Origin of the sequence: Saccharothrix sp. NPDC042600, assembly GCF_040647305.1 — a bacterium.
GTDB classification, from domain to species: domain Bacteria; phylum Actinomycetota; class Actinomycetes; order Mycobacteriales; family Pseudonocardiaceae; genus Actinosynnema; species Actinosynnema mutabilis.
In genome coordinates this window covers 1-14,408 of the sequence record NZ_JBEZBW010000022.1, presented here as the reverse complement: position 1 = coordinate 14,408, position 14,408 = coordinate 1, and the positions used below count along the sequence as shown (strand labels likewise).

Annotated in this window: 15 protein-coding genes; 3 read left to right on the top strand and 12 right to left on the bottom strand. The window is 72.9% G+C overall.

The window, feature by feature from the left end; genetic code table 11:
- Position 1: 1 nt before the first annotated feature.
- The 7 genes from hemC to AB0A74_RS16440 form a co-directional block, all read right to left on the bottom strand.
- Positions 2–943, bottom strand: a complete 942-nt coding sequence (gene hemC / locus AB0A74_RS16470) for a hydroxymethylbilane synthase (protein WP_358250161.1) — start codon at positions 941–943, stop codon at positions 2–4.
- Positions 940–2,274 carry a glutamyl-tRNA reductase gene (locus AB0A74_RS16465; protein WP_358250159.1) on the bottom strand — a complete coding sequence of 445 codons (1,335 nt, stop codon included), beginning with the start codon at positions 2,272–2,274 and terminating at the stop codon, positions 940–942. Before AB0A74_RS16465 ends, hemC begins: the two co-directional genes overlap by 4 nt.
- Before the next feature lie 70 nt (positions 2,275–2,344).
- Positions 2,345–3,271: a redox-sensing transcriptional repressor Rex gene (locus tag AB0A74_RS16460; protein ID WP_358250157.1), complete on the bottom strand. Its 927-nt coding sequence runs from the start codon at positions 3,269–3,271 to the stop codon at positions 2,345–2,347.
- A 134-nt stretch (positions 3,272–3,405) separates the two neighbouring features.
- On the bottom strand, positions 3,406–4,053 hold the full coding sequence (locus AB0A74_RS16455; protein ID WP_343934189.1) for a fasciclin domain-containing protein: 648 nt from the start codon (positions 4,051–4,053) through the stop codon (positions 3,406–3,408).
- 88 nt (positions 4,054–4,141) lie between these two features.
- Positions 4,142–5,629, bottom strand: coding sequence for a molybdopterin-dependent oxidoreductase (locus AB0A74_RS16450; RefSeq protein ID WP_358250155.1), 1,488 nt, complete (start codon positions 5,627–5,629; stop codon positions 4,142–4,144).
- Between the two features lie 58 nt (positions 5,630–5,687).
- Positions 5,688–5,924 (bottom strand): glutaredoxin family protein, encoded by a 237-nt coding sequence (locus AB0A74_RS16445; RefSeq protein ID WP_358250154.1) that lies wholly within the window; start codon positions 5,922–5,924, stop codon positions 5,688–5,690.
- A 140-nt stretch (positions 5,925–6,064) separates the two neighbouring features.
- The gene (locus tag AB0A74_RS16440; RefSeq protein WP_358250153.1) at positions 6,065–7,534 is read right to left on the bottom strand and encodes an AMP-binding protein; all 1,470 of its coding nucleotides are present in this window, start codon (positions 7,532–7,534) and stop codon (positions 6,065–6,067) included.
- Positions 7,535–7,705: 171 nt separating this feature from the next.
- Here AB0A74_RS16440 and AB0A74_RS16435 point away from each other — a divergent pair, with 171 nt between their 5' ends.
- From AB0A74_RS16435 to AB0A74_RS16425, 3 genes are all read left to right on the top strand, one after another.
- Positions 7,706–8,359: a sigma-70 family RNA polymerase sigma factor gene (locus AB0A74_RS16435; protein WP_358250151.1), complete on the top strand. Its 654-nt coding sequence runs from the start codon at positions 7,706–7,708 to the stop codon at positions 8,357–8,359.
- Positions 8,360–8,461: 102 nt separating this feature from the next.
- Positions 8,462–9,649, top strand: coding sequence for a DUF5667 domain-containing protein (locus AB0A74_RS16430; RefSeq protein ID WP_358250150.1), 1,188 nt, complete (start codon positions 8,462–8,464; stop codon positions 9,647–9,649).
- A 39-nt stretch (positions 9,650–9,688) separates the two neighbouring features.
- Positions 9,689–10,582, top strand: coding sequence for an HAD-IB family hydrolase (locus tag AB0A74_RS16425; RefSeq protein ID WP_358250149.1), 894 nt, complete (start codon positions 9,689–9,691; stop codon positions 10,580–10,582).
- 104 nt (positions 10,583–10,686) lie between these two features.
- Here AB0A74_RS16425 and AB0A74_RS16420 read toward each other — a convergent pair whose 3' ends face one another.
- From AB0A74_RS16420 to proC, 5 genes are all read right to left on the bottom strand, one after another.
- On the bottom strand, positions 10,687–11,646 hold the full coding sequence (locus AB0A74_RS16420) for a lysophospholipid acyltransferase family protein (protein WP_358250147.1): 960 nt from the start codon (positions 11,644–11,646) through the stop codon (positions 10,687–10,689).
- Between the two features lie 10 nt (positions 11,647–11,656).
- Positions 11,657–12,694, bottom strand: coding sequence for an NAD-dependent epimerase/dehydratase family protein (locus tag AB0A74_RS16415; protein ID WP_358250146.1), 1,038 nt, complete (start codon positions 12,692–12,694; stop codon positions 11,657–11,659).
- 183 nt (positions 12,695–12,877) lie between these two features.
- The gene (locus tag AB0A74_RS16410; RefSeq protein WP_015105422.1) at positions 12,878–12,979 is read right to left on the bottom strand and encodes an AURKAIP1/COX24 domain-containing protein; all 102 of its coding nucleotides are present in this window, start codon (positions 12,977–12,979) and stop codon (positions 12,878–12,880) included.
- A gap of 125 nt (positions 12,980–13,104) precedes the next feature.
- On the bottom strand, positions 13,105–13,314 hold the full coding sequence (locus tag AB0A74_RS16405) for a helix-turn-helix domain-containing protein (RefSeq protein ID WP_015105423.1): 210 nt from the start codon (positions 13,312–13,314) through the stop codon (positions 13,105–13,107).
- A 120-nt stretch (positions 13,315–13,434) separates the two neighbouring features.
- On the bottom strand, positions 13,435–14,247 hold the full coding sequence (gene proC, locus AB0A74_RS16400) for a pyrroline-5-carboxylate reductase (protein WP_358250143.1): 813 nt from the start codon (positions 14,245–14,247) through the stop codon (positions 13,435–13,437).
- Positions 14,248–14,408 lie beyond the last annotated feature (161 nt).

The following is a 14,408-nucleotide window of genomic DNA, read 5'->3' as shown; positions in this document are numbered from 1 at the left end:
ATCAACTACGCCCTTCCGACCGCGCAGCGGCGAGGCCGGAAAGGTCGAGCAACTCGGCGGCCAGCGCGCGGCCGAGTTCCTCTGCTGCGGTCAAGTCACCGGTGGCGGACGCACGGAGGAGGTCGCCGTCCTCCGCCGCCATGACCCCGCGCAGGGACAGGCGGAGGACAACCGCTCCCTGCTCGTCGAGGTCTTCCACCACATCGGCCAATGCGCCGACCGGCGCGCTGCAACCAGCTTCGAGCGCGGCCAGCAGCGCGCGCTCGGCGGCGACAGCGGCCCGACTGGCCGAGTCGTCCAGAGTGGACTGGAGGAGGTGCTCGGTGTCGACGTCGTCGACCCGGCACTCCACCGCGAGCGCGCCCTGGGCGGGCGCGGGGAGCATCTGGATGGGCTCCAGGGTCTCGGTGATCTCGGCGGTGCGGCCCAGGCGCGCGATGCCCGCGCGGGCCAGCACGACGGCGTCCAGCTCGCCGTCGCTCACCTTGCGGATGCGGGTGTCCACGTTGCCGCGCAGCGCCACGACCTCCAGCCCGAGGCCGAGGGCTTCGAGTTGGGCGGCCCGGCGCGGCGAGCCGGTGCCGACGCGCGCGCCGGCGGGCAGCTCGCCCAGGGTCAGGCCGTCGCGGGCGACCAGCGCGTCGCGCGGGTCCTCGCGCGGGGGCACGGCGGCCAGCGACAGCCGGGGGTCGCGGGCGGTGGGCAGGTCCTTGTAGGAGTGGACGGCGACGTCGATCTCGCCGTTCGCCAGCGCGTCGCGCAGCGCCGAGGTGAACACCCCGATGCCGATCTCGGCGATCGGCGCGGACGACCGGTCGCCGGGGGTGGAGATGGTCACGATCTCCACGTCGGCGCCGGCGGCGCGCAACGCGTCGGCCACGTGACCGGTCTGCGCGAGTGCCAGGGCACTACCACGCGTGCCGATCCTCAGGGTGCGGTTCACCGCTTCTCACCTTTGGTCTGCGTCGGGTTCTGCGTCGAGAGGGGGGTGCTGACGGCGGCCGGTTTCTGCGGGTCGAGGCCGAACAGCTCGCGCAGCGCGTCGGCGTAGCCCTCGCCGCCGGGCGCGGCGGCCAGCTCCTTGACCCGCACGGTGGGGGTGTGCAGGAGCTTGTCGACCACGCGGCGCACGGTCTTGGCCAGCTCGTCGCGGACCGCGCCGTCCAGCTGCGGCAGCCGGGAGTCCAGGCGCAGCAGTTCGGCGTCCACGACCTCGGCGGCCCGCTTGCGCAGCGCCGTCACGGTGGGGGTGACCTCGGCCTTGCGCTGGCCCGCGAGGTAGGAGCGGACCTCCTCGGCCACGATCTCGGCGGCGAGGCCGGCGACCTGGCCCGCGGGGGCGTCGGACAGCCGGCGCTGCAGCGTCTCCAGGTCGACCACGCGGACGCCGGAGAGCAGCGCGGCGGCCGGGTCCACGTCCTTCGGCAGGCCCAGGTCGCACACGACCAGCGGGCGGCCCGGCTCGCGGTCGCCGATCAGCTCCGCGCCGACCACGGTGTCCACCGAGCCGGTGCAGGCGAACAGCACGTCGGCGCGGGCGATCTCGTCGGCCAGGCCGGCCAGGCCGGTGGAGCGGGCGGGCACGCCGTCGGAGGTCAGCGACTCGGCCAGGCGCGCGCCGTTGACGGCGGTGCGGTTGGCGATCACGACCTCGCCGATGCCGGCGCGGCGCAGGTGCGCGGCGGCCAGGCCGCCCATCGAACCCGCGCCCACGATCAGCGCGCGCCGGCCGTCGAGGCCGCCCAGCGCCCGCGCGGCGTCGGACAGGGCTTCGGAGACCACGGACGCGCCGGCCTGGTCGATGTCGGTGTCGGAGTGCACGCGCTTGCCGACCCGCAGCGCCTGCTGGACCAGCTCGTGCAGCGTGCGCCCGACCACACCGGCCTCGTCGGCGCGGTTGTAGGCGGTGCGCAACTGGCCGAGGATCTGGGCCTCGCCGACGACCATGGAGTCCAGGCCGCCCGCGACGGAGAACAGGTGCTCGACGGCCGCGGCCGAGTAGTGCACGTAGAGGTGCTCGAACAGGTCGGCGGGCTCGGCGGCGGCCTGCCGCGCGAGGACCTCGACGACCTCGTTCATGCCGCCGTGGAAGGTCTCGACCACCGCGTAGACCTCGACCCGGTTGCAGGTCGAGAGCAGCACGGCCTCGGAGACGCTGGGCGCCCGGAGGAGCTGGTCGAGGACCTTGCCGAGGTCGGAGTCGGCGACGGCGACGCGTTCCAGCACGGGAACGGGGGTGGTGCGATGCGAAAGACCGACGACGAGGACACTCATGCGGGAACCCTGTCCGCGGTCGGCCCCGCCGACGTGTCCCCGGGAGCCCTCCGGCTCACAACCCGCACGATCACGGGCGAATCACCACCCCGTCCACACCGACACCGTTGACGACGTCACCGGCGGCTTCGTCAGCCCGTCGCGCGACGTGGAACGACAGGATCTGCATCTCGACCGCCAGGTCGACCTTGCGCACCTCGACGTAGTCCGGCACTTGGAGCACAACGGGTGCGAAGTTCAGGATGCACTGCACTCCGGCGGATACCAAACGGTCGCAGACGGCTTGAGCGGCCTGCGGCGGCGTCGCGATGACGCCGATCGAGACCTCGCGCTCGGCGCAGACGGACGTGATGTCGTCGATGTGGTTGACAGGTATGCCACCTACGGGCACACCGGTCAGGTCCGGGTCGATGTCGAAGAGCGCGGCGACCGGGAAACCGCGGCTCGGGAAGCCCCCGTAGTTGGCCAGCGCGTGACCAAGATTACCGATCCCGACGACCGCGACGGAGTGCTTCCGGGTCAGTCCGAGGATGCGCTCGATGTGGCTCACGAGCACCTCGACGTCGTAGCCGACGCCCCGCGTGCCGTACGAGCCGACGTAGGACAGGTCCTTGCGCAGTTTCGCCGAGTTGACCCCGGCGGCGCCCGCCAGCTCCTCGCTGGAGATGGTCGTCACGCCCTGCTCGGCCATGCCGGAGAGCACCCGCAGGTACACGGCCAGCCGGGCCACGGCGGCCTCCGGGATGGCCCGCGCGCGCTCGCGGACGTCGGCGGCGGACTCGGCCGCGTCGGCGGATCTCTTCGCGGCGGCGGTGGTCACAACCTCGTCACCCGCGCCCCGCCGATCCACCACGCTGGCTCTCCTCGACATCCGACCGATTGACCCGCCGGGCACCGTCACCAGCGGGGTGATACGCCCACCGTACCGCTTGTGAACGTATGCACAAAGTTGATGGGCGGCGGCCGGCGCGGCCGGCTGATCTCGGTCAACCCCCATGGAACATCCCCCCGCAACGAAAGGGGGCCGAGCGCGGGCGTGGATACGCGCCGCACTCGGCCCCGGGTGGTCAACGGGCGTTCTTCCAGCACCGTTCCACCATCGAGTGAACCTCGTACGAGGTCCGCTCAAGATCACGCCGCGGGAGGCGTGAGCACCTTGCCGATCACGAAGACGGTGGCGTTCTTGGTCGGGATGTTGCCGCACAGGACGGGTGCGCCGTTGACCGTCATGGTCTCGCCGGAGCCCTCGATCTTCAGGTCCTGACCGGTCAGCGCCTTCACGGTGCCGGCCTGGCGCAGGCCGTCGGCGTCGTAGCGCTTGCCGACCACGTGGAACTGGAGGATCTTGCCCAGCGTCTCCGGCTGGCCGGCCAGCTCGGTGAACTTGGCGTCGCCCAGCTCGGCGAACGCCGGGTCCGCGGGCGCGAACACGGTGATCGCGGACTGCGAGTTCAGCGTGTCCACCAGGTTGGCCGCCTTGACCGCCGCGACCAGCTTGGTCAGCAGCGGGTTGTTGCTCGCGGCGGTGGCCACCGGGTCGTCCACCATGCCCTGCAGCGAGCCCTCGTTCTGCGCGTCCTGGGGGACGCCGGCGCAGCCGGGGCCGAAGACGTCCGTGGTCTTGGTGACGCCGTCCGCCATCGCCTGGGTGGTCGTGGTCGTGGTCGTCGTCGTGGTGGTCGTGCCGGTCGCGGTGGACGCGGTGTCGTTGGCGCTGCACGCGGTGAGCGCGAAGGCGGCGACGGCGGCTCCGACCAGGGCGAGCTTGCTGTTCCGCACGGCGGATCACTCCTTGGTTTTACCGGGTTCGGTATTCACTGAGGTGTTCGAACCAGGGTCGGATCCGGTTCGACCTCTTTGGCGTGAATCACTCGACCGTGAAGAACAGGGAGTGCCAGCCGGTCGCGCCGTCGGGCACGGGGGCCACGCGGGCCTGCGGCTGGGTGAACCCGGACTTGTCCGTGGCGCGGCTCTCGACGGTGTGCCCGCCGGGCCCGAGGTCCAGCGGCAGCCGCCACATGCGCCAGGCGTCGTCACCGGCGTCGGCGGACAGCTCGGCGACCCGCCACGGGCCGCCGTCCACCCGGACCTCGACCTTCGCGACGCCGGTCGGCTGCGCCCACGCGACGCCGGCGACGGTGACCCGGCGGCCGGTCCTGGACAGGCCCTTCGGGGAGTCGATGCGGGACATGGTCTTGATCGGGGCGCGCTCGGCCCAGCCGCGCTCCAGCCAGTAGGCGCGCTTGGCGGCGAAGGTCGTCAGTTCGAGGTCCACGACCCACTTGGTGGCGCTGACGTAGCCGTAGAGGCCGGGGACGACCAGGCGGGCGGGGAAGCCGTGCTCGACGGGCAGGGGTTCGCCGTTCATGCCCAGGGCGATCAGCGCGCCGCGGTCGGGGTCGAGGACGACGTCCAGGGGCGTGCCGGCCGTCCAGCCGTCGGCGCTGGTGGAGAAGAGCTGGTCGGCTCCCGCCCGGACGCCGGCCTCGCGGAGGACCTGGTGGAGGGGGACGCCGATGAAGGTGGCGGTGGAGACGTACGGCCCGCCGACCTCGTTGGAGACGCACGTCATGGTGATCGTGCGTTCCACCAGGTCACGGCCGCGCAGGTCGGCGTGGTCGAGGGTCAGCTCCCGGTCGACCAGGCCGTGGACGCGCAGCGCCCAGTCCTCCGCGCGCAGCCGCGGGACGCTCAGGGCGGTGTCGATCCGGTAGAAGTCGCGGTTGGGCGTGATGAACGACGGCGTGCCGTCCCGGGCGAAGTCCGCGCCGGCGGGGACGGCGGGCGCCTTCACGGCCGCCTCCAGCGTCCCCACGGCCGCCCGCGAGCCCTCGACGTCCGTGCGGGTGCCGAGGAACTGCCCGCCCAGGCCGGCGACCACACCGGCCCCGGCCGCGATCAGGAAGCTCCGCCGGCCCTCGACCCGCCGCTCGGCGAGCGCCTCCCGGTGCAGCCACCGGAACACGCCGATGCCCACCGCGCCGGCCGCGAGCGGGGCGAGCACGCCCAGTCGTCCCAGGTCGGGCCGGTAGAGCACCGCCGCGACCCCGACCACGCCGAGGACGGCGGCCAGCACCGTGCCGGGGGTGGGCGTGCGCCGGGACAGCAGCCCGGCGGCGACGGCCAGGCCCAGGACCACCAGGGCCATGCCGATCAGCAGGACGAGCTTGTCGTAGGTGCCGAACGCGCGGACGGCGAAGTCCTTCAGCGGCGACGGGGTGAAGTCGATGAAGGTGTTCCCGACCGCCAGGAACGGCGAGGCGGAGGGCCCGACGAGCGCGGCCACGAGGTGCCCGGCGGCCAGGGCGGCGCCCACGCCGACGATCCCGACCAGGGCGGCGGTCCAACGGCTCATACCGGTGATTCGACACCCGCCGCGATCCGGTTCGCCGATTCCGTAAGAGGTCGGTAAGTCAGGCGAGCGCGGCCCGCAGCCGGTCCTCCTCGACCTTCCAGTACCCGTGCTCCTCGCCGTCCACGAGGATCACCGGCACGCGGTCCCCGTACTCGGCGCGCAGTTCGCGGTCGGTGTCGACGTCCTGCACGTCCCAGCCGACGCCCAGCTCCCCGCAGATCCGCTCCAGGTCGGCTTTGGCCTGCTCGCAGGCGTGGCAGTCGGCCCGGCTCATCAGTGTCACGTGGTGGCTCACACCGGCGATTCTCGCAGCACCCGGGGGCGGGCTCGGGTCGGTGGGAGGCGCGCGGGGCGGCTCGGGTCGGCGGGAGGCGCAGGCGGGCGCGGGGCGGCTCGGGTCGGCGGGAGGCGCAGGCCGGCGTGAGGCGGGGCGGCTCAGGTCAGCGGGAGGCGCAGGCGGGCGCGGGCGAGCTTGCCGGTGGCCGAGTGCGGCAGGGTCGGGGCGAACTCCACCACGGTCGGCACCTTGAACTTGGCCAGCCGGGCCGCGCAGTGCTCCTTCACGGCCTCCTCGGTCAGCGTCGCCCCGTCGGCCGCCACCACCACGACCTTCACCGACTCCCCGGTCCGCTCGTCGGGCACCCCGACCGCCGCCGACTCCGCGACCCCCGCCAGCTCGGCCACCACCTGCTCGACCTCGTGCGGGTAGACGTTGAAGCCGTTGACGATGATCAGGTCGCCCGCGCGGTCCACCAGGTGCAGGTCGCCGTCCTCGTCGAAGAAGCCCACGTCACCGGTCCGGAACCAGCCCGAGGCGTCCGGGCCGTGCGCGCCGTCCGGCCAGTAGCCGCTGAACAGGTTCTCGCCACGCGCGGCGACCAGGCCCGTCCCCGGCTCGTCCTCCTCCAGGTCCAGCGGCCGGCCGTCGGTGTCCACCAGGCGCACCTCGACGCCGGGCAGCGCCCGGCCCACGGAACCCGCCTTCGGCACCCCGCCGACCAGCGTGGACGTCAGCACGGGGCCGGTCTCGGTCAACCCGTAGCCCTCGTAGACCGGCAGGCCCACGGCCTGGCGCAGGGCGTCGAGCACACCCGCGGCCAGCGGCGCGGCGCCGGACGTGAACAGGCGCACGGTCGCCAGGTCCTCGCGCAGCCGCTCGACGGGCTGGTTCAGGATCGCCCGGTACATCGGCGGCACGCCGACCAGCGTCGTCACCCGGTGCTCGCGGATGGCGTCCAGCGCCGCCGACGCGTCGAACCGCTCCAGCAGCACCGCGGTCGCCCCGGCCCCGGCGACCTGCAACAGTCCCGGCCCGAGGCCGTAGACGTGGAACAGCGGCAGCGCCAGCAGCACCCGGTCGCCCGCCGTCACGGGAGCGGGCCGCAGGGACGCGCACTGGTCCACGTTGGCCAGCAGCGCCCGGTGCGACAGCATCGCCCCGCGCGGCTGCCCGGACGTCCCGGACGTGTAGCCGAGCACGGCCACGTCCTCGCCCGACCCGATGGCGGTGAACTCTTCGCCCGGCTCCAGCTCCGGCGCGGGCAGCGCCTCGACGTCCGCCCCGCCGGCGTCCCCGACCAGCAGGCGGGCGCCGCAGTCGGCCAGGACCCGCTGCAGCTCGCGCGCGGGCTGACCGGGCGCGACCGGCACCACGACCGCCCCGGCGCGCAGCGCGCCGAACACGGCCACGCAGAACCCGGCGCCCGTGGGCAGCCGCACGACGACCCGGTCACCGGGCTCGACACCGGAGTCCACGAGCCGGTGAGCCTCGCGGTCCACGAAGGAGTCGACTTCGGCCCAGGTGTAACTGTTCGCAGTCGTGACATCCACCAGTGCGACGTGCTTGGGTCCACGGTGCGCGGAGGCGCGAACCAGGTCGGCGACGTTGCGAGCGGAAGCGGTCAAGGTGACCTCCTGGTGAACACTGCGGACCCTCCGCGCAGTCTGTCACGCACGGGCGGCGTCACGCAGTGCCTCCGAACGCGTCGCAGATTCGAGACCGGTTGCCGCTACCTACTACGGAGTAACAACACGTATGCTGCCCGAACGGCGACTCTGTGGAGGTGCCGCGAGCCGATGAGCGCAAGGGCGAGCGACAACACCATCAGGACCAACCGGACGCTCCGCTCGATGTGGAGCACTGGAGGGCAGTCCAGCACGATCGAGAGCGTGGAGACCGACCCGGCGGAAGAGCCGTGGGACCTCGTGCGTGCCGCCCAGGCGGGTGACACGGACGCGTTCGGGCTGCTCTACGACCGGTACGTGGACGTGGTCTACCGGTACGTGCTGTTCCGGGTGGGCGACCGCACGCTGGCCGAGGACGTGACCAGCGAGACGTTCCTGCGCGCGCTGCGCAGCATCGGGTCCATCAGCTACCAGGGCCGGGACGTCGGCGCGTGGTTCGTCACGATCGCCCGCAACATCGTCTTCGACCACGTGAAGTCCAGCCGCTACCGGCTGGAGGTGACCACCGCCGAGCCGGACGACAACCGCGAGGTCGCGAGCGGTCCGGAGCAGGAGGTGCTGACCGACGCGGCCAACGCCGAGCTCCTCCGGTGCGTAGCCCAACTGGGTGACGATCAACGGGAATGCATCACTCTCCGTTTCATCCAGGGCTTGTCCGTGGCCGAGACCGCCGCGAAGATGGGCCGCAACGAAGGCGCGATCAAGGCCCTCCAGCACCGCGCGGTGCGCCGGCTCGCCCAGTTGCTGCCGAACTGGCTGCGCTGACCCGCCGCCGAGGTTCCCCCGATCGCCCGGTCGTGCCGGCGTAACTCCGGAACCCCCGGCTTCGTTACTCGGGTCAGGTACTCCTCCACGAGTCGGTGCGGGATGGTGGGCAGAAGGATCACGCCGCTGGGGCGTCGCAGGCAGCACGAGCGCTTCGCTCGTGCGGTCGACGCGCGAGCCGAGCACGGACACCCGGCCGACGCTCCGCCGGGACCGGGACGACCGGCGCGGCCCGAGCCCGGCCGCCCCGCCGACGCGCGACCCCCGGCCACCACCGACGCGCGGCCCGCGACCACCGCCGACGCCGAGTTCGCCGACGAGCTGGCCGTCGTGGCGCTGCTGCGCGCGGCGGCGGCGACGAGCGGTCCGGACGAGGCGGCCAGGGCGCGGATGCGGGAACGGGTGCTCGGCGCGAGCCCGTCCCCGCCGACCAAGCTCGACCGCCGCGGACCCCGGGGCGGGGCGCGGGGGCGATTAGCCGTCGCCCTGGCCGCCGCGTTGTGCCTGGTGCTGTCGCTGGCCGGGATGAGCCTGCTGCTCTCCCGCGACGCGCTGCCCGGCGACGCGCTCTACGGCGTCAAGCGCACCGCCGAGTCGGCCTCGCTGGGCCTGACCTTCGGCGAGGAGTCCAAGGGGTACAAGCGGCTGGAGTTCGCGGCTGCCCGCGTGTCCGAGATGGAGACGCTGGCCGACCGCTACCGCGACTCCGGCGGCGGGCCGCTGGGCGGGTACCTGACCGCGCTGGCCGACTTCGACGCCGACGCCGCGGCCGGTTCCCGCGTGCTGGCCGCGTTCGGGTCGAACTCGGACCAGCGCGCCCTGACCGGGCTGCGCGACTGGGCGGTGTCCCAGACCACCCGACTGGGTGACCTGCGCGGACGCCTGCCCGTGCCGGCCGCCGACCGGGCCGGCACGTCCCTCGACCTGCTCGACCGCATCGCCCGGCGGGCGACCGACCTGGCCGCGCGGACCGCGTGCGCCACCGTCACCACCGGCCAGACCGACGACGTCGGCCCCGTGCCGGCGACCGGCGAGTGCGCGCCGCCGTCCACCGCGCCCAGCCCGTCCCCGACCGAGCAGCCGTCGGTCCTGGTGTCCACCCCCGGCGGCGGTCCGACGACGCCGGGCGGCGAGCCCACCGCGCCGCCCGCGGCCACGCCCGGCACGCCCGGCACGCAGGACCCGTCGCTCCCGCTGCCGCTGCCGACCGTGACGACGACCGTCACGCCACCCGTCCAGCTGCCGACACTCTCGCTGCCCCAGCTACCGCTGCCCGGTCTCACCGGCTGATCGCTACCCTGTCCCCATCGGACCCCGGGAGGCGCTGACGTGGTGAAAAGGCGTGTGGTGGAGGGCTCTGCCGAGCGCGAACGGCTCGCCGAACTGGCCGGTGCGGCCTCGGCCGAGGCGGCGCTGGCCACCCCGCTCGCGCCGGAACCGTCCGGCGCGCCCACCGACCTGACCGCCGCCGCGTTCTTCGACGTGGACAACACGATGATGATGGGCGCGTCGATCTTCCACTTCGCCCGCGGCCTGGCGGCCCGCAAGTACTTCAAGAACTCGGACCTGATGGGGTTCGCCTGGCAGCAGATCAAGTTCCGGGTCGGCGGCCGGGAGGACCCGCAGAGCGTCAAGGCGTCGCGCGAGCAGGCCCTGAGCTTCGTCGCGGGCCGGTCGGTGGCGGAGCTGGTGAGCCTCGGCGAGGAGATCTACGACGAGCTGATGGCCGACAAGATCTGGACCGGCACGCAGGCGCTGGCCCAGATGCACCTGGACGCCGGGCAACGGGTGTGGCTGGTCACCGCGACCCCGGTGGAGCTGGCGCAGATCATCGCCCGGCGGCTGGGCCTGACCGGCGCGCTGGGGACGGTGTCGGAGAGCGAGAACGGCATCTACACCGGCAAGCTCGTCGGCGACCTCCTGCACGGCCGGGCGAAGGCGCACGCGGTCCGCGCGCTGGCCGCGAAGGAGGGCCTGGACCTGCGGCGGTGCACGGCCTACTCGGACTCGGTCAACGACGTGCCGATGCTGTCGGTGGTGGGCACGGCGGTGGCGGTCAACCCGGACTCGGGCCTGCGCGAGACGGCCCGCAAGCGCGGCTGGGAGATCCGCGACTTCCGCACCGGCCGGAAGGCGGCGAAGATCGGCGTGCCGTCCGTGCTGGGCGCGGGCGCGCTGGCGGGCGCGATCGCGGCGGGCATGGCGTACCGCCGGCGCGGGTAGGCCTCGCCCGGCGTACGGCGAGGCGCGCCGCGTGAGAGGCCCGACAACGCCGGATCCGCCGCCACGCCGCCCCCGACGACGGCAGCGGTGGCCGGGGCGTCGCGCTAGCCCAGGAAGACGTTGCGCCGCTGGGTCAGCAGCCGGTACAGGGTCTGTTGGATGGTCTCCCGCACCTGGTCGGTCAGGTTGAACACCAGCATCGGGTCGTCCGCCGCGCCCTCGCCGTGGACGTCCGTGCGGATCGGCTCGCCGAACTCGATGTACCACTTCGACGGCAGCGGGATCGCGCCCAGCGGGCCCAGCAGCGGGAAGAACGGGGTCACCGGGAAGTACGGGAAGCCGAACAGCCGCGCCAGCGCCTTGATGTCGCCGATCTTGGGGTAGATCTCCTCCGCGCCCACGATCGAGCACGGGATGATCGGCACCCCGGTCCGCAGCGCCGCCGACACGAAGCCGCCCCGGCCGAAGCGCTGCAGCTTGTACCGGTCCTTGAACGGCTTGCCGATGCCCTTGAAGCCCTCCGGCCACACGCCGACCAGCTCACCGGACCGCAGCAGCCGCTCCGCGTCCGGGTTGCACGCCAGCGTCTGGCCGGACTTGCGGGCCAGCGCGCCCAGGACCGGGGTCTTGAACACCAGGTCCGCGCCCAGCATGCGCAGGTGGCGGTGCGCCGGGTGCTCGGCCCGGATGCCGTAGGCGGTCATGGTGGCGTCCAGCGGCAGGGTGCCGGAGTGGTTGGCCACCAGCAGCGCGCCGCCGGTCGCGGGCACGTTGTGCAGGCCGATGGTCTCCACCCGGAACCACTTCTCGTACAGCGGCTTCAGCGGGGGCATCAGGACGTGGTCGGTCAGGTCCGGGTCGAAGCCGAACTCGTCCACCTCGTAGTCGCCCTGCACGCGCCGCCGGAGGAAGGCCAGGACGCCCGCCAGGCGCTCCTCCCACTCCGACGCCGGCCGCGCCTCGGGGGCCGCCGCCTCCGGGTCCGGTTCGACGGGGTGCGGGACCCGCGCCAACCCGCCGCGCCGGTCCGGTGTCCGCAGGGGGATCACCCTCGCCTCTGCCACGTCCACCTCCTCAGCGGAGCTTCGCCGCCGTGTCGAGCACGGTGCGCTCGACCGACGCCACCAGCTCGGGGTCGATCAGGGGCCGCATGCCGCGACCGCTCACGTAGTCGTCGAACGCCTGTTGCGTGGTCCAGCGCGGGGTGAAGCCGAACTCGCGCTTGAGCAGCGTGGTGTCCACGACGCGGCCCCAGTTCAGGAACCGCATCTGGTCCGGGGAGAAGTCCACCAGGCGCGCGCTGCGGAACAGCCGGCCCACGGTCGGCACGGCGGCCGTGGGCACCGGGAGCGGCAGCTTGCCCGCGCGGCGGATCGCCTGGGACAGCAGCAGCACCCCGTCGCCGCCGACGTTGAACACGCCGGGCAGGTCGTGCAGGGTGGCGCGTTCCAGCACGGCCAGCGCGTCCTCGGAGTGCAGCAGCTGCACGCGGGCGTCGTAGCCGAGCACCGTGGGCACCACGGGCAGGGCGAAGTACCTGGTCAGGACGGTGTCGATGCGCGGGCCGATGAAGTTGGTGAACCGCAGCGCGGTCACGGCCACGTCCGGCCGGCGGCGGGCGAAGCCGCGCACGTAGCCCTCGACCTCGACGGCGTCCTTGGCGTACCCGCTGGACGGCAGGTCCTTGGGGCCCATGTCCTCGGTGAACACCGCCGGGTCGCGCGAGGAGGACCCGTAGACGGCGCTGGTGGACTTCACGACGAGCTTGCGCACGTGCGGCGACTTCTGGCACGCGGCCAGCAGCTGCATCGTGCCGATGACGTTCATCTCCTTCATCACCGTCCGCCCGGTCGGCCCGGCCGGGTTGGCGGTCACCGAGGCGTGCACGACCGTGTCGACGTGCGCGGTGGCGATGACCTTGGCGATGAGCGGGTTGCGGATGTCCGCGCGGACGAACTCGGCGCGCCCCATGCGGCGCAGCAGGTCACGCGGCGGCGGCTCGGTGTCCACGCCGAGCACCCGGTCGATGTCCGGGTTGGCGGCGAAGCGCGCGGCGAGGTGGCCGCCGAGGTAGCGGCTGCATCCGGTGACGAGAACGACCTTGGGCGCCATGCGACTCCGAGACGGTTGCGACCTGCGCGGACGGCTGCGACGTGGACTCTACCCACGGATTCGGGTACCCGATCGTCTCGTGGTCACGCTCTTGACGCAGGTCACCGCGCCGTTCACCCGGATGGCCGCCGGACATGCCGGTGCCGGCGCCCCGCGGGGGACGCCGGCACCGAAGACCAGGGCTTACTTGCCGCGCTTCCTGCGCTGGACGCGGGTCTTGCGCAGCAGCTTGCGGTGCTTCTTCTTCGACATGCGCTTGCGGCGCTTCTTGATGACCGAGCCCATGCGGGTTCCTCACTCACTAGACGAAGGTGTTTCTCCACGCGCCGGTGGAGACACCCGCCAAACTCGGGCGCGCCGACACCAGGCACGAACGGCCTGTCAGTTTACCCGGCTGCCGGCGCCCGCCCTCACCCGGCGTCGAAGTAGGCGTTCCGCAGGTACTCGTGGACCGCCTTCTCGGGCACTCGGAACGACTTGCCGACCCGCACCGCGGTCAGCTCGCCCGAGTGCACCAGCCGGTACACCGTCATCTTCGACACTCGCATCACCAGCGCCACCTCGGCGACGGTCAGGAACTTGACCTGGACCAGGGGTGCTCGATCGTTGTCCTCCGGCATGGATCACCGCGTCCTTCGACACGCGTCGTGCCGTCGGCTTCCCCACCGACGGTTCGACACGCACGTGCTCCTCTGAGAGTAACGGGACACCTGGGACTGGTGCGACGGCCAATGGCGGTATCAGTGGGCCTCGTGGGCCTGTCCCAGTTCCACCGAACGGTCCCGAGCAGCCTCGATGGCCGCCAACATGGCCGCGCGGACCCCGTGCTTCTCCAGTTCGCGGATGGCCATGATGGTCGTGCCGGCGGGCGAGGTGACGGCCTCGCGGAGGATCACCGGGTGGGTGTCGTTCCGGTTGAGCATCTGCGCCGCCCCGACGGCGCTCTGGATGATCAACCGGGTGGCCAGGTCGCGCGGGATGCCGAGCAGGATGCCCGCGTCGATCATGGCCTCGACCAGGAAGAAGAAGTAGGCGGGCCCGGACCCGGACAGGGCCGTGACGGCGTCCTGCTGGCTCTCGGGCACCCGCGCGACCTTGCCGACGGTGGTGAGCAGCTCCTCGACCAGGGCGAGGTGCTCGGTGGCGGCGTACCGACCCGCGGAGATGGCGCTCATGGCCTCGCCGACCAGCATGGGCGTGTTGGGCATGACCCGCACGACCGGCGTCCCCTCGGGCAACCGGCGCTCGAAGAGCGAGGTCGGCAGACCGGCGCACAGCGACACGACCAACGTGCCGGGCTTGAGCACGGGCGCGAGCTCGTCCAACAGCGGCTCGATGTCCTGCGGCTTGACCGCCACCACCAGCACGTCGGCCCGGCGGGCGGCCTCGGTCACGTCGAGCCCCTCGACGCCGTACTCCTCGGTGAGGGCGGCAGCCCGCTCAGGGTGCTTCTCGGTGAACACCAACTCCTCCGGCGCCCGCCCCCCGCGCAACAGCCCGGACAGCAAGGCCTCCCCGATCTTCCCCGCCCCCAGCACCGCGATCGTCGTCATGGCCCTAGCCTGCCACTCCGCCACCCCACCGCTTCCCGGCCCCACTCCGCGCGAAGCGCGGCCAATGGGCTATCAGCCACAGGAAGGGCCTCGGTTCGTCCCCCGTACGGCCTGGGCGCAGCCCAACCACAGATCGCCGGGGTCGGCCTGAAAAAGTTTCG

Coding starts and splice junctions, on each gene's coding strand:
- AB0A74_RS16460 (WP_358250157.1), bottom strand. CDS start 3,271: ATGGGGGTTGACCGAGATCAGCCGGCCGCGCCGGCCGCCGCCCATCAA.
- AB0A74_RS16430 (WP_358250150.1), top strand. CDS start 8,462: ATGGTGGGCAGAAGGATCACGCCGCTGGGGCGTCGCAGGCAGCACGAG.
- AB0A74_RS16435 (WP_358250151.1), top strand. CDS start 7,706: ATGAGCGCAAGGGCGAGCGACAACACCATCAGGACCAACCGGACGCTC.
- AB0A74_RS16465 (WP_358250159.1), bottom strand. CDS start 2,274: ATGAGTGTCCTCGTCGTCGGTCTTTCGCATCGCACCACCCCCGTTCCC.
- AB0A74_RS16450 (WP_358250155.1), bottom strand. CDS start 5,629: ATGAGCCGTTGGACCGCCGCCCTGGTCGGGATCGTCGGCGTGGGCGCC.
- proC (WP_358250143.1), bottom strand. CDS start 14,247: ATGACGACGATCGCGGTGCTGGGGGCGGGGAAGATCGGGGAGGCCTTG.
- AB0A74_RS16405 (WP_015105423.1), bottom strand. CDS start 13,314: ATGCCGGAGGACAACGATCGAGCACCCCTGGTCCAGGTCAAGTTCCTG.
- AB0A74_RS16415 (WP_358250146.1), bottom strand. CDS start 12,694: ATGGCGCCCAAGGTCGTTCTCGTCACCGGATGCAGCCGCTACCTCGGC.
- AB0A74_RS16410 (WP_015105422.1), bottom strand. CDS start 12,979: ATGGGCTCGGTCATCAAGAAGCGCCGCAAGCGCATGTCGAAGAAGAAG.